Origin of the sequence: Arthrobacter sp. HMSC08H08, assembly GCF_001807575.1 — a bacterium.
GTDB classification, from domain to species: Bacteria; Actinomycetota; Actinomycetes; order Actinomycetales; family Micrococcaceae; genus Pseudoglutamicibacter; species Pseudoglutamicibacter albus.
On sequence record NZ_KV789408.1, the window covers coordinates 1 to 17,513 of the forward strand.

Here is a 17,513-nt window from a genome sequence, read left to right on the forward strand (position 1 = left end):
AACCAGACACACATTTTGACCCTTAACCCTGATGTAGCCGCCCACCGTCCCGCCGATCAGAGTGGTGATGACCAGGAAATCGACTTGCTCAGGCATCACGGTGTTCTTGAGGGCCTCGCCAACGGGAGGGGCGGAGACGATCGCGACGTAGAGCATCAGCAGGATCATGATCGCGCCGAGCAGAACCACGATGCGGTCCAGGGCCATACCTGCCCGCTTGGAGAGGAAGATGAGGATCGCGATCGCCGCGGAGATCCCGCCGCCGATGCGCGGATCCCACCCGAACATCGCGTTGACGCCCAGGCCGGTGCCACCGATGTTGCCGATGTTGAACACGAGCCCACCGATGAACACGAGGATCGCGAGGACCCAGCCCACGCCGGGCAGGACCTTGTTGCCGATCTCTTGCGCGCGCAGGCCGGATACGCCGATGATGCGCCACACGTTCAGCTGCACCGCGATGTCCACGAGGATGGACACGAGGTCGCGAACGCGAACGCAGCGCCCAGCTGGACCGTGAAGTTAGTGGTCTGGGTGATGAAACCAGGCCCGATGGCGGAGGTCGCCATCAAGAACATGGCACCCATCAGCGCGGTACGGTTGCCCTTTGTCAGGTGCGGCTTGCCCGCCGGGGTGGCAACTGCGTCGCCGCTATTCTCATGATGTGTAGCCATGGCGCGTCCTCGAGGCTAGAAGAAAAAGAACGAGTATTTCGAGAATGCTAGCAGTAAACCGTGAGGAGAAACACAGCTGACCTAAAGGAACGCGCCACCGTGTCCCGGGATGACTTTTCGGTAGAAAACATCCAGCCCACTCTCGACCGGAGTCGAGGCGGGCTGAACGATTACCTACACACTACCTCCCGCAGGAAGTATCCGTTAACGCAAACGCCGGCTTTGAAAAGCCGGCGTTTTTCTAGATACTTAGACGTCGAAAATGATAAAAGCCGCGTGAGTTCCTGAACCCCTTTTGACCAGGGAGTTTGTTGCTTCTGGGGCTGTTCGCTGGCGTGCTGGAGGTTCAGCTATAGGGTACTCATCGCCGTTCGGTTCGTTGGTTTGGTGCATATTTCTGGTTGAGGGGGTCTGCTGGTGGGGTTGCGTTAGCGGGTACCTAGTGCGGGGGTTAGAACATAAAATCTGGCATCGAGAAGGCTTCTGGCACGTTGTATCTGATTTCGTTGGCTTCTTTGCGGACGTTGATGTTCGAGCTTTCGAGGAGAATCGGGTTCAGGTAAGGCTTTTCTTCGTGAAGGAAGATTGCATTGGAGACGTTGGTTCGAATGTAGGTGGCGCTCTCGCGGGTGAATCCTAGCCGTTGGAGAAGGATAGTTTCCTGCTTTGTTGTGCCGTACTCGATGTACTCGTACCAGTCATTGTCGAACTGCTCTACTCCGTGGACCTTCTTGTATTCGTTGGAGAATTTGAGGAAGTAGTTCGACAGACTGAAGAGGATGACATCTTCAAGAACTTTCAGGATTTCACTGATAACGATGTTGCGGTGCTGGAGCGTGTTCTCGTAACGGATCTCTCCTTGCCCTTTGATGTAGAGCGTTCCTTGTTGCAGGCGGTACTGGAGGGCACGGTTCATGATCGAACGGAGTCCGTGACCTTCCATCCATTGTGTGAGTAATACGGTGTACCAGCGCAGCATCGTGAGTTGGTTGCTGTACTTATCTGTTTTTCCGAGTGTTTCGGGGTCGTAGACGCGCCATTTGAAGATTGAGGCGAGCCTTTGGAGAAACGCGAGAGTTTCGTCGTAGTTGAACTTCCCGTCCGGGGAGATGTGTGGGTATTTGAGTCCGGCTCGGACAGCTTGAGTTAAGGATTCTGCTTGGTCGACGGATACGTTGATGTCGTCGTCTTGTTGCCCTTCTCGGTGCGCGAAGGATTCGCGGATTTGGCTGACGGTTTGGTCGTCGAGGTAGTCGGAGAATTCTTCACGCACTAGGCTTTGACGTCCTGTGGTGATGTCGCGCAAGAGCATGAGGCCGAATTTGCGCTTCATGTTGTAGCGCTCGTAGCTTTCATCTCCCTTGGCGAACTCGATCTGTCCTTCTTGAAGATCAGCAACGACTCCTTGCTTCATTTTCTTGCTGATAATTTGTGAGTCAGTTTGCACAGATAGCTTCTGTTCAGGAACATTCGCTTGCAGGAGTTCCTTGGCCTGTCGCTCGGATGCAAGTTGGTCGCCCACGATGATGAATACGTTGCCGTAGAGGTTGAACTCGATACGCCCGACTCGGCCGATCAGGTTCTTAAAGTCGACTGCTGTCATTCCTGCTCTGCCGATTTTGTTGGTCGTGATGACAAGGTTGTCGGCGGGAAGGTTGACTCCTTCTAGAAGCGTGCTGGTACAAAATAGTGTCGAGATTTTACCTTCGCGGAACAGACCTTCGATGCGTTCGCGGATTGCTGGTGGAAGGTAGCCGATGTGGTAGCTGACGCCTCTACGGATGAGACCGCTGAGGTAGTAGTCCTCGTGGACGTCGCGTTCGATGTCTTTTGCGAGAGCGTCCAAGTCTTTATCGTTGAGGTCTGCCAAACCCTGGGCATAGTCACGCGCCGCTTGCACTGCGTGATGCCGGGCAGAATGAAACACGATGGTTTGCCCACGGTGATCTGAACCTCGTGATGATTCACTAACAAATCGGGTTACGCCCTGTGTAGTAGCGTCCTGAGCTTGAAGCGAGGCTAGGTGCGTGAATTCTTGGGTGTGGTCGTTGTAGCTGGAAATGCTGTTCTCGTGCAGGTTGACGAGGTATTTGAACTGCGCCACTGGCGAATACTGGGTTGCGACCGCGTTGGTCTCATTCTCGTCAGAGTTTGGATCAACCAGCCTCAGGAATACCTCTGGGTTGGGAATGCTGGGTGAAGCGAAGACGAAGTGTGGTGGCCTGTGGCGGTGTTGAGGGATTGTCACGGTTTGGTAGTAGAACGGGGCGCGGCTGTTCTTGCCAGAAAGCTTGTGCGATTCGTCGAAAAAGACGTACTCGAATTCGATCGCAGGTTTGCCGATCAGAAGGTAAAGCAGGCGTTCTGGGGTGAGTACGAAGATGAAGTTGTGATCGCCTTCGAGCACGATGTCACCGGCAGCACTGACGATTCGGTAGTTGTGCCGTTCCAGGTCTTCGCCAAGGTCAGCGATCAGTTTCGAGCGGGTCTCGTTAATCAGCGCTTTTGACGGCACGATGATCGCAAAGTTGGCCTTCACCCCGGATTTGATCTGGTTGGTGATGAAGGTGCGCATGATGAAGGACTTGCCCAGCGACGTTGGGGCTGAGAAGGAAAACTTGCCGTCGGTAAGGCGGTCGTAGATCTCCTTTTGCGGCGCGAAAAACTTCATTGATTTGTCACCGGGCACGGTGAGGTACTCGGCTTAATAGGCGTTGAATGCGACGTCGAGGATGCCCGCATCGGAAGTCACGCCCAACTGCTTCAGGCCTGGGTAGTTACCTAGCGTGGTGAAGATTGCAGGAACGTACGCTTTCGTTCGCACGTCTTCTGAGTAGAGGATGTGGCAGAGGAGCGCGATTTCTTGCGCCCACACCCTGTGCTGGTCACGATTGGTGGGGTGGGTTGATTTCGACAGCAGGTCAGCGAACCGCAGGGCGGCTTCAAGATCCACATCGTATGGTTGACGATCCACCAGCCCCAATCGATGTAAGCCGTAGTTGTAGAGCAGGTTGGCGTACAGCTGTTTGAGAAATTCGTTGGAATCGATATCGGCAAATACGAGATCACCGACGGTTACTTGCTTGTCAGACATGGCTACCACCTTGCCCGCCCACGAGCCCATCCATGATTGCGACCGCGTCAACGTCTACTTCATTGAGGGGCAAAACGTAGATGTAGAAGGAGTAGTTATCGAGGTTTCGTGTGTTGATCTCGTTGGCGATCATTTGGGCGTGTGCTGCGATATCACCCTGCATTTTCTGATCGAGCGCAGCCCGATACTGCTGGTTGCCATAGTTCTTTGGATCTAAACCGATGTCGTAGCCCAGGAACATCGAATAGGCAGTATCGAACACGGGTGCCCCACCCGGCTTCGGGATCAACAGATCTTTCACGTATCCTGCGGTCGTTTCGTCGAGGGTCTTGGTGAACACGGTATTCTCAGCGAGCTGAACCTCGTCTGAGCGATTCTGTTCTATATCTACAACGCGGTCGAATGCTGCAGTGATAGCATCCCCAATGTTGCCGACCACGCTGGAGGTTCCAAACACGATACTGCTGGTGGTTCGCTGACCGTCTGGTGTGAGCAGGTGGATGGCGTCACAGCGGCTGTGGATCTGGCCTTGCGCTTGGTTGAGCTCGATCTTGCTCAGCACTTTGGGTGCTTCGAGGATTTGTTCGAGCAGGACGTAGAGCAAGATTTCGCCCAGCCCCATGCCGTCTTGTTGTGAACGCATCCGGTTCACCGCGTCGAGAGCGACCTCTTCGAGATCGTCTCGTTGCTTATAGCCTTCGTATTCGGCGCGGGAGAAGACGTAGCGTCCAACGTTGCGTTTGAGGAACTTGACGAGGGCTGTGTGGTCGAAGCGGTTGTTTTGGACAGACAGATGGAACAGGCGTAACTGTTCGTCGTTTCGAAGACCTAACGTGTTCGAATGCTTCACCTCGGTGAACGTGGACGCAAACGTGTCACCGCGCAGCGTTGGCGCGATTGTCGCATGTGCCATCTCGTCTTCTCCCAAGAGGTGTCCTTCCCGCCTACAGCTTTTCGAGGATACGCACGAGCTCCGACAAAGTGACCGCCCCGTCAGGCGGAGTGACGCCGTCCTCGAAGACCATGTAGTAGCGGTAGCCATTGCCGGACATGTTCGCCCACGCCCTCCCGAGCCTGATCTTGCGGTTAGAATCGTCGTTCTTCAAATGCTCGCCCTTGGTCTCGATAACCACGATGGAGCTGCCGCGATATTGGGTTGAGCAAGCCCTCCCAGCGATCATTGATGAGGTGATGTTTGACGCGGTGCAGGCAGAAATCGCGCACAGGCGTGAGGTGGGTCCGGCGGCGACCCCGTCAAAGAACACGGGCGTATTCACCGGACGGATCTGCTGCGGCGCGTGCGGGAAGAACTATCAACGCAAAACCCGCACCTACAAGTCTGGAACCTCGTATAAGTTTTGGCGGTGCTGGAGTGCCTGCACCGGGAACGGCAACCCCTGTAGGGGGCACAACCTGCGCGAAACACTCCTCGAACACGCCTGCGCAGACATGCTCGGCACCCAGGGTTTCGATCCTGTCCATGTTGCTGAGCAGGTCGTGATGATCGAGGCCTTCGAGCATCAGCTCACATTCCACCTCGCGGATGGAACCATGACGCCGGTGGGGTTAACCAGTGAGGGGAGGTTGGCATGAGTCGCACGGTCACTGCGATACCCGCAACAAAGAAGCTTCGATCTGCCGCAGCCTCATCTGGTGTACCAGCACACAGGCGGGTGGCCGCGTATGCGCGAGTTTCCACCGAGATGGAAGAGCAAACCTCCTCCTACGAGGCTCAAATCGACTACTACACCACCTACATTCATTCCCGTAATGATTGGCAGTTCGCGGGCATGTACTGCGATGAGGGCATCTCTGGCACCTCCATGAAACGTCGCGAAGGTTTCCAAACCATGATCGATGACGCCCTGGCAGGCAAAATCGACCTGATCCTCACCAAGAGTGTGTCCCGGTTCGCACGCAACACCGTCGACTCGCTCACTACCGTGCGCAAGCTCAAAGACGCAGGCGTCGAGGTTTATTTTCAGAAAGAAAATATTTACACCTTTGACGCCAAAGGCGAGCTATTGATCACGATCATGAGCTCACTGGCGCAAGAAGAATCCCGCTCGATCTCCGAGAACGTCACCTGGGGGCACAGGAAGCGTTTTCAAGATGGGAAAGTCATGGTGCCCTACAAATCCCTACTCGGATACAAGAAAGGAGCAGACGGCAGCCTCGTCATCGACGAAACCCAAGCTCCGACCGTCAGGCTGATCTACCAGCTGTTCCTTGACGGGATGGCCATCAGCGAAATCAAAACCGAACTCGCTGCCCGCAAGATCCTCACCCCACGCGGGAAAGAAGTGTGGTCGACATCGACAGTGCGCTCCATCCTGTCGAACGAGAAATACAAAGGCGACGCCCTGCTGCAAAAGACGTTCACCACCGATTTCCTTACTAAAAAGATGAAGGTCAACGAAGGCGAAGTACCCCAATACTACGTAACAGGCAACCACGAGCCGATTATTGCTCCACGCATCTGGGATCAAGTGCAATACGAGCTCGCCACCAGGCATGGCAACATATCGTCAGCGAAAGTCGGCTTGTTCTCCACCCGGCTCAAATGTGCTCGGTGTGGGGTGTGGTATGGGCGTAAGACGTGGGCGTCGAACACGAAATACAAGTACACAGTCTGGCAATGCAACCACAAATACACAGACGAACATCCCTGCAGCAGCGCGACGGTGAAAGACGAGCAGATCAAGGATTCTTTCGTGCAAGCGCTCAATCAACTGATCGCCCGCCGTCCGCAGCAAAGCCAGCTACCGCAGGTGCTTGGCGACATGTTCGGTACGAGCCGTTTGGAAGAACAGGCCGCTGCCTGCCAAACAAAAATCGTGGAGCTGACCGAGCAGATCGAGGCGCTGATTGCGGAAAACCAGCGGTGTGCGCTCAACCAGGACGCCTACCAAGCCCGCTACACCGAACTCGATACTATCTACCGTAAGACGCTCGCACGTAAAACAAGCCTGGAAGCAGATATCGCAGCGAACACCGCCAAGCACGCCGCCATCACCACAGCCCTAGGCGATTTGACGGGCGAACCTGTGAGCGAGTTCCGCCCCTCACAGTGGAGCGCTCTCATCGACCACGCCATCGTAGACGAGGACGGGATCCGGTTCGTGTTCCGCACCGGTGAACAGGTGAGGATTGCCCTGAAAGGGTGATGCTCATATCAGTTGACGTGCACGGTTAGGTACACCTCCCAGAAATAAAGTAAGGTTACCCTTACCTAATAAGGATGGTGTTTGCGTGGACGATAGTGTAATTGATCAGGTTGTTGAAGGCGAGTATGGGTCGGCGAAGGAAAAATCTGTCGCTGGCCAGAACGCGATTCGTCAGCTATCGCAGCCGGTGAAAGGCAAGCTGTTTGTCGCGCAGGTCTTAGCGTTCGCCTCTGGTGTGTTGGCTATCGCACCCTATGTGGCTTTGGTGGAGCTGGGAGCTGCGCTGATGCAAGACCGGGTGGACCCGGCGCGGGTGAACTGGATCGTGATGCTCCTTGTTTCTGCTTACATGGCCCGGTTGACTTTGTATTTTGTTGCGTTGGGCGTGACGCATTTTATTGACCTGTCGTTTCGTAACCAGATGCGCCGCCAGATTGCCGCCCGCATGTCGACTGCTCCGTTGTCGTGGTTTACCCGCGAGGGTGAGGGGAAGATCCGCAAGACCATTCAGGATGATACGGCCACGGTGCACACAGTGATCGCGCACGGGCCGATTGAGAAACTGAACGCGATCGTATCCCCGCTCGCCTTGTTGGCCTATGCGTTCGTGGTGGATTGGCGACTCGCTCTGCTGTCGATCGCGACGATTCCGATCTATGTGGGCATGTATGGCATGTCGATGCGTGGGATGAATGAGAAGACCGCACAAATGGACACCAAGCTCGCTCAGGTTTCGGCAACGATGGCCGAGTTCGTTGCCGGTATCTCAGTGGTGAAAGCGTTCGGCAAGGTCGGCCAAGCACATAAAGCCTATTTAGATGCAGCTAACGAGTTTTCTAAGTTCTACCGGGCGTGGTGCATGCCGCTGGTGTCGATGTCGGTCGCCTCATTTTCGTGGGTGTCGATCCCGGTGTTGTTGATCGTGAACCTTGGCGGTGGCGCGTTGATGATGAACGCCGGTTGGGTGAGCATCTACGAGGTGATAACGACGACGTTGATCGCCTTGGTGTTGCCGGGAGCGTTGATGGCAGTCGCAACCATCGCCTGGTCGTACCAGCTCGCAGGGTCTGCGGCAGTACGGCTGGTGAACGTCATGGAGCTACCGGCGTTAAGTCAGCCCGATGCGCCGCAGACACCACACGGTCATGATATCGAGATTCGGGGTGTGTCGTATGCCTATGACGAGACCCAAGCGTTAGACGAAGTGAGCCTGAGAATTCCGGCAGGCACGGTGACCGCGCTGGTTGGGCCTTCGGGCGCGGGGAAGTCGACGTTGGCGAGTTTGATTGCCCGCTTCGATGACCCGGATGCTGGCACGATCACCATCGGCGGGGTTGATCTAAAGAGCATTTCCCAGGATGTGTTGTATTCGACGGTCGCATTCGTCCTGCAAGATGCACAGCTTATTCGCGACACCATTCGAAACAACATCGCTCTTGGCGCGCCAGACGCAACCTTGGATCAGGTGCGGCAGGCGGCGCGGGCGGCGCAGATCGACGAGTTCATCATGAGCCTGCCAGATGGTTACGACACTGTGTTGGGTGAGGATACCCACGTTTCGGGCGGGCAGGCAGCCCGTATCGCGATCGCCCGGGCGCTCATGGTTGATGCCCCAGTGTTGGTCTTGGACGAGGCGACGGCGATGGCGGACCCGGAATCGGAATCGAAAATCCAACAAGCTCTCTCGACTCTTGCCAAAGGCAGAACCGTGATTGTGATCGCCCACCGACTGGCCTCGGTCAGAGGGGCAGAGCAAATCGTCGTCATGGAACGCGGGCGCATTGCTGTGGTCGGTAAACACGACGAGCTGTTGGGTAATGCGCACTATCAGGCACTTCTTGCCCAAGGTGCATGCGAGGAGATGACACGATGAATCAACTATTGCTGCCACGCTTTAAGCGTTTGATGGAACCCGCCTCGTGGCGAGACCTCTCGGTCGGTCAAGCGTGGGGTGCGGTCTCAGGACTGTGTCACGGCTTTGCCCTGCTGACTCTGCTTCCCGCAGCAAGTGCCCTAGCGACCGGAATGCCGGTGTGGGGGTTATCGTTTTGGGGATGGCTCATCGCCTTGGCGGTAATCGCGGTGCTGGGCGTGGGCACGGAGTTTTATGGCATGCGCACCGGCTATATCGGGGCCCTCGGGTTCATTCACGACGTCCACCAAGCGGTCGGCAACAAGGTAGCCCGCCTACCGTTGGGAGTGTTTGATTCGGGTAGTTCTGGACGGCTGTCGCGCATGGTCACCCAGGAAATGATGAACTTGGGCGAGTCGGCGGCACATTTCATTTTCGCCCTCGTCCAAAAACTCTCGGCCGTGCTCGTAGTCACTGTGGGCACGTGGTTCTGGGATTGGCGACTGGGTCTAACCTTGACGATCGCGTTCCCGATCATGCTCGCCTTCCTTCATATTTCCCGTGTGCTTCTTGATAAAGGTAAGCAGGTTTCCGAACCAGCCGAGTCAGAGTTGGCGGCTCGCATGGTCGAATTCGCCACCTGCCAAGGCGCGCTGCGCTCCTGTCACGTCGCCGACGACTACCCGGCCCTTGATCGGGCATTCAAACAGGCTGACCGCAAAAGCCGCAAAGCATTGTGGATCGAAACATTAGCGAACCTGATAAACGGAATGTTCGTCCAAGCCCTTGTCGTGGTAATGATTTGGCTGACCGCCCAACTCGCCCTCGGCGGGCAGATGAATGCGTTGAACGCTGTGGTCACCATCGGCATGTGCCTGCGGTTCACCACCATGCTCCAAGACATCGGTGGCTGCATGACCGGGCTGGAAGAACGCCGCCAGCAGATGAATCACGTCGACAAGATCATGGACGCTCCCGAACTGTCCGAACCCGATGTCTCCACACCGGTGAGTGCTCCTGGTGATGTTCGGTTCGAGGACGTCGCCTTCGGCTACGATCCGGACACCCCGGTTCTCCGTGATATTACCTTCCATGTCCCGCAAGGCGGCATGTGTGCCCTGGTTGGCCCTTCCGGCTGCGGAAAAACCACAATCGCGAGGTTGGTTGCACGTTTCTGGGATGTGCAGTCCGGCAGCGTACGCGTTGGCGGGGTTGATGTGCGCGAGCAGACCACCGAAGATTTGATGCGCCAGATATCCCTGGTCTTCCAAGACGTCTATTTATTCAATGACACGCTCGAGGCCAACATTCGCCTTGGCAACCCCGAAGCTACCGTTGAAGAAATCAGGTGGGCCGCTGACCTGTCGGGCGTGACCGAAATCGTCAACCGGCTCCCAGACGGCTGGAATTCATTGGCGGGTGCCGGCGGGCGCGCACTGTCAGGTGGGGAACGCCAACGCGTCTCTATCGCCCGCGCCTTGGTGAAGAAGGCCCCGATCGTGCTGTTTGACGAGGCCACCAGCGCGTTGGATGCGGAAAATGAAGCCAACATTGTTGCGGCGATGAACGAGCTACGCAAGCACTCCACACTGATCGTGATCGCCCACAAACTTGAAACCATTCGCCAAGCTGACCAAATCATTGTGCTCTCCCACAGTGGGCGTATCGCCCAGCGCGGGTGCCACGACGAGCTGGTCAACCAGCCAGGTCAATACCGCGATTTCTGGCAAGAGCGCATCAACGCCGCCGGATGGCAACTCGTCTAAAACACAGCACTGTTCACAATCATGAAAGGAATAACTATGTCCACACCCACGTCCTCGCGCCTAAACACGCGCGACTTCATCAATATCGGCGTCTTCACCGCTTTGATGTTTGTCATCGTGTTTGCATTCGGAATGCTCGGGTTCATTCCGGCTGCCATGTATGCCGGTTTCTTACTCTCCATTCTCGTCAACGGCACCGTGTTCGCGCTGTTTACTGCCCGCACTCCGAAGATGGGGGCATTGACAATCATGCTGATCCTCATCGAAGTCCTCTTCTTCGTAACGGGTCACTGGGTGGGAGGAATTGCGATCGCCGCTGTGTTCGGCCTGCTCGCTGACTTGGTGATCACCAAGGGGCCGAAGAGCGTGAAAGTTCGTGTCCCGCTGGCATATGCACTGTTTATCCTGCCGATCTATGTTTCCCCGTGGATTCCGCTATTTATGAACCAAGACGCATATATGTCGCAGATCGCCGAACAAATGGGTGCCGAGTATGCCGCGAAGATGGCGCAGGTTGTCACGATTCCGATTCTGTTGGGCTTCTTCGTCGTGATGCTCATCGTTGGCTGGCTTGCTGGTCTGTTGGGAACCCGGGTGGCGCGCAAACACTTTGAACGGGCCGGTCTTGTCTAAACTTCCCGACCCGCGCACGATTATCGTAGCGCTCGTCATCGTCTCCACCACGATCTACAGTGCCTACTCGCCGTGGTTCGTGTGTGCTCTGGGCGGATTCGCCGCCGTGATGCTGGCGAGCGCTACGATCAACCCCAACACGCTCGTGCGCCCGAGCTGGGTTGCCGTCTACCTGGCCACGTTTGCGGCTCTCGGCACACTCGTCTTCGTGATACCACTGGTGTGGAAGTCAACGGCCAGCGCGTTCCTCGTGCTGTTTTTGCAGTGGATGTGGCGATTCAGTGTCAGCGCAGGAATGGGAGCCTACGCGATCGGTGTGATCCGACCTGCCACCTTGCAAAAAGCACTCGCCAGCTCACGAATCCCGACCTGTTTCACGATCCCGATCTCAGTCGCGTTACGTGTGCTGCCCGTGATCGGCCACGAGGTTAAAGCGATCTCAGATGCCATGAAACTACGCGGCATGTCCGCGCTTTCCCTGCGTGCGGCCCAGTACTTCACAATCCCGCTGCTATCGACCGTGGTACGCAGCGGAGACGAACTGGCATCTGCTGCCCTTGTACGCGGACTGGGCGGAACCGCAAAGCCCACCTCAGTCACGGTCGTGAAATTCCGTGTGATCGACGCGGTCATTCTGCTCATCGTTATCAGCTTCGCGATATGGAGAATCGTCCTATGACAACAGCCCAAGCAACTGGGGTCACCTTCACCTATCGGGGAGCAGACCACCCCTCAATCAATGACGTAACCGTCACCATCACACCTGGAACCGTCACCTTGCTGTGTGGTGCGTCAGGGTCGGGGAAAACCACCGCGTTGCGGCTGTTTAACGGGCTCATCCCGCACTTCCACGACGGCGACCTTACCGGAAGCGTCACAGTCGACGACATTGACGTGGCACGAGTAGATTTATCAGAGCTTGCCCACCACTGTTCGACAGTGTTTCAAAACCCGCGCACCCAGTTCTACACCACTCACGTGCGTCAAGAACTCGCCTTCGGCCCAGAAAATCTCGGCCGCGACCCGCAGGAGATCTGTGCCCGCATTGACGAGGTTGCAGCCGAGTTAGGTATCGCCGACCTGTTGGAATCCCGCGTCACACAACTATCAGGCGGACAGATGCAACGCGTGGCCTGCGCCGTCGCCATGTGCAACAACACGTCGCTGATTGTCTTTGACGAGCCGACCGCGAACCTCTCAGCTGACGTTATCGACCAACTCGCCACACTCATCGCCAGGCTCAAAGCTGATGGACACACCATCATCATTGCTGAACACCGGCTAAGTTTCCTTTCCGGGATCGCTGACCGTGTCTACTGCTTCGATAAAGGTAACATCGCCCTCACCGCAACCGGCGAAGAGTTCTACGCTACCTCGGATGAGGAGCGCAAACAGCTTGGGCTGCGATCCCTAGTGACTGTGCCTATGCCACAACTTCCGCAACCGGCAGGAGATGGGCTTGAGATTGACAACCTCACCTTCGCCTACCGCCACGGAAACACGGTTCTCAACATCGGCCATCTGCTCTTTCCGGCAGGGAAAATCACAGCGCTCCTCGGCCCGTGCGGGTCAGGCAAATCAACACTGGCACGCATCATCTGCGGACTCGAAAAAGCCAAAGGTGCATCCATCACACTCAATAGGCAAAAATTCACCAACCGGGACGCATACCTCGTAATGCAAGACCCCACCCGGCAGCTATTCTCAGACACCGCTATTGACGAAGTCACGCTCGGGATAACGAGAGCCGAAAAACAACACATCGACGCCCAGGCGATCCTTAAAGAACTCGACCTCACCGACCATGAGGCTGATCATCCCCAAGCACTCTCTGGTGGGCAACGTCAACGTCTGGTTATTGCTACAGCGCTTGCCGCGAACAAGAAGGTCTACATCTTCGACGAGCCGACATCAGGTGTTGGCTACAAGCACCTTGTCGCGATTTCCCGAGTAATGCGTAAACTCGCTGACACTGGTGCCGTCGTCATCGTCATCACCCACGACGCTGAACTCGTTACCGAGGTCGCCGACCACGCTATCCACCTCGACCAAATCAACGCCTGCTAACGCAAACGCTCGCTCGGTCGAAAGAGAGGAAAGCATTTCCGCAGGTCAGGGCAAACGCGCTATACACTCGCTAACGCAAGCGATTTTTCACACCCCCCTAAGCGATACTCGCTAACGCAAAAGGGTACTTATCAAATCCGACGTCTAAGTGGAGCGGGTGACGGGAATCGAACCCGCGTCGCTTGCTTGGGAAGCAAGAGCTTTACCATTAAGCTACACCCGCGTGGTTCACCCCAGCTGGGTGAACTCTCCGATTCTGGCACGCCACACGTCGTTTTTCCAAAACGTGTTGCGGTAGCCGCTTAGCTGTTGAGGACCTCGCGGATATTCTCGACAGACTCCGCATCCAGCACGAGCCCGATGGGGTGGCCAGGGTTGATCGCGATACCCACGCCCACAGCCTGCTGAAACGCCTGCAAACCCGGCATGCGGACCGCGTACGGCGCCATGTCAACAAACTGCTGGGCAACACGGGCAGGGTGAGTGAACACCGCAAGCACGGTCTTCTCGTCGGGGCCCTGCAACAGCAGCGGCTGAACTTCCTGCTGCTCATCCGTAACCTCTTCCTCGGTGAGGAAGAACAGGTTCGCCGCGGCGATCTTGGAGAGCACCTCGTTGCTAGCCAGCTTGCCCTCAGAACCCTCGAGAATCACACGCTCAATGTCATTGAACGGCTCAAGCTCGCTCGCATCCAGAACACGCTCACCGTCTTCAGGCTCAGCAGCTTCCGCATCCTCAGCGTGCTCATCACCCTGGAACTGTTCGGCCTGCTCGGCAGACTCAGTATCCTCGAGCTGCTCCGCCGGCTCCTCATCCTTAGCAAGCCCAGTGTCCTCAGCAAGCCCAGCATCCTCAGCCGGCTCAAGATCTTCAACCTGCGTGGACGCTCCAGCTGGCACAGACTCTTCCGTCTGCGCCGCTACCTCAGCGTGCTCGGCTTCTTCCTGCACTGGCTGTTCAGCCGGGGTCACCTGATCCAGCTGTTCAGGCTGTTCTACCTGCTCAGGCTGTTGGTTCTCGTGTGAGTCTGGCTCATGTGTGCTCATAGTTCCAACCTACCGGAGCTCAACCCCACCGTGAGCAAACGACGCACTATTTATCAGGCTTCCATTTGTAGTGTTCCTCGAGTGTTAGCCCTTTCGTTGTGAGCTCTTTAGCGAGGTCCACCCCTACGTAGCGCAGATGCCACGGCTCGGGCCAGTAGCCGGTGATGTCGCTTTTACCTTCCGGGTATCGGATCACGAAACCATATTTGTGCGCGTTTTTGGCGACCCACTGGCCGGCCTCCGTGTTGCCGAAGCATCGCCGCAGTTTACAGATCCCATCGGTCACGTCCACGGCCAGCCCTAGTTGGTGCTCGCTCGTGCCGGGCGCTGCGGAAACCGAATCCGCGTGTTGCTGCCCGTATGTCGCTTTCCAATGGTTATATGTGGCCGCCTGCTGGCTGTATGACCTGTAACCGCTGATGGGATGGAACCTCACGCCCGTGGCCGCCGCGGCGTCCCGCATCTTCTTATACGCCTTCGCCGCCTCGCTACGCAGGCTCTGCCCGCTACCGATACTCACGAGGTCGGTCGGCGCGTACGTCAACGGCTCTATGGGGCGCTTCTTATTCGCCAGAACCTCGATGTTCTTGGGGTCACTCGGGATCTCGGGGCTGCCTCCCGCGGAGTCTTTCGAGTCCTTATCGTTCGGCTTCTTTGAACGCTTCTGTTTCTTCTCGCGCTCTTTTGACTCAGATTCTGAAGCCGGGGCGGTGACCTCCGGCCCTGCGATACTGCCGCGATCATCGTCAGCGCCACGCCCATCACTATCAGTGCCCGATGCGTTCGCTCCGGCCCGCTGCTTCGTGTCGCTGAACGCCCCGGTTGAGGTGCCCGAAGCATCGTTGGTAGGGCCAGATGTGAAGCGGGGGAGAACGAACACCAAGACCAGCGCGAGAACAGCCAGCATCGCACCCGCAGGAATAACCCAGCGCGGGATGCGCTGTGTCGACGCCGCAGCATGCCTGCCTACCACGAGCTGATCCTCCTGGTTAAGTGCTGGTTTAGTGCCGGTTGAATGGGGGCAACGTGAACGCGTTCGGTCGGAAACGCCGCACCCGCTACGCACCTCTTTACTATGTCAGATTAAAGGGCGCCGGTTAATGCCGCCGATGCAGCTGCCGAGGTTCCGAAATTCCTTGCGGGAATGCAACCCTCACGCCGGCGAGCGTGCACACGCGATATTCTGGGCCTGTGTTGCTCTCAGATGGTGATATTCGTAAGGCCCTAGATTCCGGTAAGATCGCGCTCGAACCACGAGGCGAGGACATGGTCCAGCCTTCCAGCGTGGATGTGCGCCTGGACCGCTACTTCCGGTTGTTCGACAACCACAAGTACCCCTACATCGACCCTTCAACAGAGCAAGCGGAACTGACCCGCCTGGTTGAAGTTGATGCGGACGAGCCGTTCATCTTGCACCCCGGTGAATTCGTGCTGGGCGCCACGTACGAAAAAGTGACCCTCCCCGGCGATATCGCTGCCCGTCTCGAAGGTAAATCCTCACTCGGCAGGCTCGGTCTGCTGACCCACTCGACCGCAGGGTTCATCGACCCAGGCTTCTCCGGGCACGTCACCTTGGAACTATCCAACATGTCGACCCTGCCGATCATGCTGTGGCCCGGCTCCAAAGTGGGGCAGCTGTGCTTCTTCCAGCTCTCCTCACCCGCCGAACATGCATACGGAACCGGCCCATACCTCAACCGTTACCAGGGCCAGCGCGGTCCGACAGCCTCGCGTTCACACCTGAACTTCCACCGCACCCGCATCGAAGACTAGGAAGCATCGAAGACTAGGCGCCCCGCCGCGTTTCCACGCCGGTTGCCGGCCGCCTAGCGTTGGCTATTTCGCAACGCGCGCGGTTGCGTCCTCATGGACAGTGGTGTCTTCACGTTTGATGCCAGGCACGAGCGAGAACAACACGATCCCGACCACGAAAATCACAAGGATGCCTACGATGCCGTAGCGGGTAGCGCTACCGGTCACACCTGCGCTGTCCATGATGTTCGACGCAACGAAGCTTGAGAGTCCGAACAGTGCCGGGCCGAGGAAAGTGACGGCGCGGCCCGTGGTCGCGTAGAGACCAAAGAGTTCGCCCGCGGTGTGTTCGGTGGTACGGCGGGCGAGCAACGCGCGGGAAGAGGACTGTGCCGGGCCTACCAAGAGGCACAGGACGAGCCCGAAAATCCAGAACTGCCAGCTGTGCTGAGCGAACAACACGCCCAGACCGGCGCCGATCAGCCCGAACAGCGCAGTCATGATCACCGCGCGCGGGCCCACAACGTCGTCGAGCCAACCGCCAATGAACGCGCCAGCTGCCGCGACCATGTTGCCAACCAGCGCGAACATGATCACCTCGGCCGTGCTCATCCCGAACACCGTTCCCGCGATGATCCCGCCGAACGTGAAAACAGTCGCCAAACCATCCCGGTACACCGCAGAAGCCAACAGGAACCACAACGTCGGTCGGTCCCTATGCCACAAGCCCTTGATGCTGCGCCACAGTAATACATAAGACTCACGCCAGCTCGTTTTAGGTCCCGGCGTTGCGGGGATCTCCGGGACGGTGAAGAACATCGGTGCGCAAAACACCGCCATCCACACGGCACAAAATACAGCGACCAGGCGGATGTTGAAGCCCTCGTCGGGGTTTGAACCGAACCACGGGGTCGCAGGCTGGACGAACACGAACAAGACCACGGCGAGGGATACGATCCCGCCCAGGTAACCGAAAGCCCAGCCGATGCCGGAGATCCGGCCGATCTTTTCCTTCGGTGCGATCTGGGGGAGGATTGCGTAATAGTTCACGCTCGCGATCTCGCTGAAGAACGTCGCGACACAGATCAGGAAGATACCCGGCCATAGGTATGCAGGGTCTGGCTTGATGAAGAAACACGCGGCGGTCGCGAGCACAATTACCGCAGTGTGGAAGCCAAGCCAGTGTTTGCGTTTACCGCTGCGGTCGGCCCGTTGCCCCAAGACTGGTGCCGTGAGAGCGATCACCGCGCCCGTGAGCGCGACCGCGAGCGCAAGTGAGGATGCGTTGGCATCCGGGTCGCCAAACGCCGAAGATGTCAGGTAAACGGTGAACACAAACGTGAGCATGATGGCGTTGGTGACGCCCTCGCCCCAGTCCCATAAGGACCACGTGAAAACCTGTTTTTTAGTCCCCTGGCCATACGTGTATGGGGCAGCCGGTCTTGTGTTCATGTGAAGAGCC

The 17,513-nt window shown here is 57.2% G+C and carries 15 protein-coding genes, 1 tRNA gene and 1 pseudogene; 8 read left to right on the top strand and 9 right to left on the bottom strand.

Annotated elements, in window-relative coordinates; genetic code table 11:
- From HMPREF3175_RS08410 to HMPREF3175_RS08425, 5 genes and pseudogenes are all read right to left on the bottom strand, one after another.
- Positions 1 to 587 (bottom strand): annotated as a pseudogene (locus HMPREF3175_RS08410) (NRAMP family divalent metal transporter); the annotation flags it as partial.
- Between the two features lie 538 nt (positions 588 to 1,125).
- Complete coding sequence (locus HMPREF3175_RS08415) at positions 1,126 to 3,345, bottom strand: DEAD/DEAH box helicase (protein ID WP_218078911.1); 2,220 nt, start codon at positions 3,343 to 3,345, stop codon at positions 1,126 to 1,128.
- A gap of 33 nt (positions 3,346 to 3,378) precedes the next feature.
- Positions 3,379 to 3,768: a hypothetical protein gene (locus HMPREF3175_RS10410; protein ID WP_218078912.1), complete on the bottom strand. Its 390-nt coding sequence runs from the start codon at positions 3,766 to 3,768 to the stop codon at positions 3,379 to 3,381.
- Complete coding sequence (locus tag HMPREF3175_RS08420; protein WP_035757757.1) at positions 3,761 to 4,681, bottom strand: HamA C-terminal domain-containing protein; 921 nt, start codon at positions 4,679 to 4,681, stop codon at positions 3,761 to 3,763. The genes HMPREF3175_RS10410 and HMPREF3175_RS08420 overlap by 8 nt, the downstream gene beginning before the upstream one ends.
- A 31-nt stretch (positions 4,682 to 4,712) precedes the next feature.
- A complete protein-coding gene (locus HMPREF3175_RS08425) occupies positions 4,713 to 4,949 on the bottom strand; it encodes a hypothetical protein (protein ID WP_256276347.1) in 237 nt (78 codons plus the stop codon).
- Between the two features lie 10 nt (positions 4,950 to 4,959).
- Between HMPREF3175_RS08425 and HMPREF3175_RS08430 the strand changes: the two genes are divergently transcribed.
- The 7 genes from HMPREF3175_RS08430 to HMPREF3175_RS08460 all read left to right on the top strand — a co-directional run bounded on the left by HMPREF3175_RS08430 (position 4,960) and on the right by HMPREF3175_RS08460 (position 13,253).
- A complete protein-coding gene (locus HMPREF3175_RS08430; protein ID WP_256276353.1) occupies positions 4,960 to 5,361 on the top strand; it encodes a recombinase zinc ribbon domain-containing protein in 402 nt (133 codons plus the stop codon).
- Positions 5,358 to 6,935: a recombinase family protein gene (locus tag HMPREF3175_RS08435; RefSeq protein WP_070491904.1), complete on the top strand. Its 1,578-nt coding sequence runs from the start codon at positions 5,358 to 5,360 to the stop codon at positions 6,933 to 6,935. The genes HMPREF3175_RS08430 and HMPREF3175_RS08435 overlap by 4 nt, the downstream gene beginning before the upstream one ends.
- 85 nt (positions 6,936 to 7,020) lie before the next feature.
- Positions 7,021 to 8,808, top strand: coding sequence for an ABC transporter ATP-binding protein (locus tag HMPREF3175_RS08440; RefSeq protein WP_070491907.1), 1,788 nt, complete (start codon positions 7,021 to 7,023; stop codon positions 8,806 to 8,808).
- The gene (locus HMPREF3175_RS08445; protein WP_070491908.1) at positions 8,805 to 10,553 is read left to right on the top strand and encodes an ABC transporter ATP-binding protein; all 1,749 of its coding nucleotides are present in this window, start codon (positions 8,805 to 8,807) and stop codon (positions 10,551 to 10,553) included. Before HMPREF3175_RS08440 ends, HMPREF3175_RS08445 begins: the two co-directional genes overlap by 4 nt.
- A gap of 36 nt (positions 10,554 to 10,589) precedes the next feature.
- On the top strand, positions 10,590 to 11,186 hold the full coding sequence (locus HMPREF3175_RS08450) for an MptD family putative ECF transporter S component (protein WP_035757768.1): 597 nt from the start codon (positions 10,590 to 10,592) through the stop codon (positions 11,184 to 11,186).
- Positions 11,179 to 11,865, top strand: coding sequence for an energy-coupling factor transporter transmembrane component T family protein (locus tag HMPREF3175_RS08455; RefSeq protein ID WP_035757771.1), 687 nt, complete (start codon positions 11,179 to 11,181; stop codon positions 11,863 to 11,865). The genes HMPREF3175_RS08450 and HMPREF3175_RS08455 overlap by 8 nt, the downstream gene beginning before the upstream one ends.
- The gene (locus HMPREF3175_RS08460) at positions 11,862 to 13,253 is read left to right on the top strand and encodes an ABC transporter ATP-binding protein (RefSeq protein ID WP_070491911.1); all 1,392 of its coding nucleotides are present in this window, start codon (positions 11,862 to 11,864) and stop codon (positions 13,251 to 13,253) included. Before HMPREF3175_RS08455 ends, HMPREF3175_RS08460 begins: the two co-directional genes overlap by 4 nt.
- Before the next feature lie 149 nt (positions 13,254 to 13,402).
- On the opposite strand, the gene HMPREF3175_RS08465 is transcribed toward HMPREF3175_RS08460, so the two are convergent.
- From HMPREF3175_RS08465 to HMPREF3175_RS08475, 3 genes are all read right to left on the bottom strand, one after another.
- A tRNA-Gly gene (locus HMPREF3175_RS08465) sits at positions 13,403 to 13,476 on the bottom strand.
- 79 nt (positions 13,477 to 13,555) lie between these two features.
- Entirely contained in the window at positions 13,556 to 14,299 is a 744-nt protein-coding gene (locus tag HMPREF3175_RS08470; protein WP_070491914.1) for an SseB family protein, read from the bottom strand.
- 46 nt (positions 14,300 to 14,345) lie between these two features.
- Complete coding sequence (locus HMPREF3175_RS08475) at positions 14,346 to 15,272, bottom strand: M15 family metallopeptidase (RefSeq protein ID WP_070491917.1); 927 nt, start codon at positions 15,270 to 15,272, stop codon at positions 14,346 to 14,348.
- A gap of 218 nt (positions 15,273 to 15,490) precedes the next feature.
- On the opposite strand from HMPREF3175_RS08475, the gene dcd reads away from it, so the two are divergent.
- Complete coding sequence (gene dcd / locus HMPREF3175_RS08480) at positions 15,491 to 16,072, top strand: dCTP deaminase (RefSeq protein WP_070491920.1); 582 nt, start codon at positions 15,491 to 15,493, stop codon at positions 16,070 to 16,072.
- Positions 16,073 to 16,135: 63 nt separating this feature from the next.
- Here dcd and HMPREF3175_RS08485 read toward each other — a convergent pair whose 3' ends face one another.
- Positions 16,136 to 17,503: an MFS transporter gene (locus HMPREF3175_RS08485; protein WP_070491924.1), complete on the bottom strand. Its 1,368-nt coding sequence runs from the start codon at positions 17,501 to 17,503 to the stop codon at positions 16,136 to 16,138.
- Positions 17,504 to 17,513: the final 10 nt, after the last annotated feature.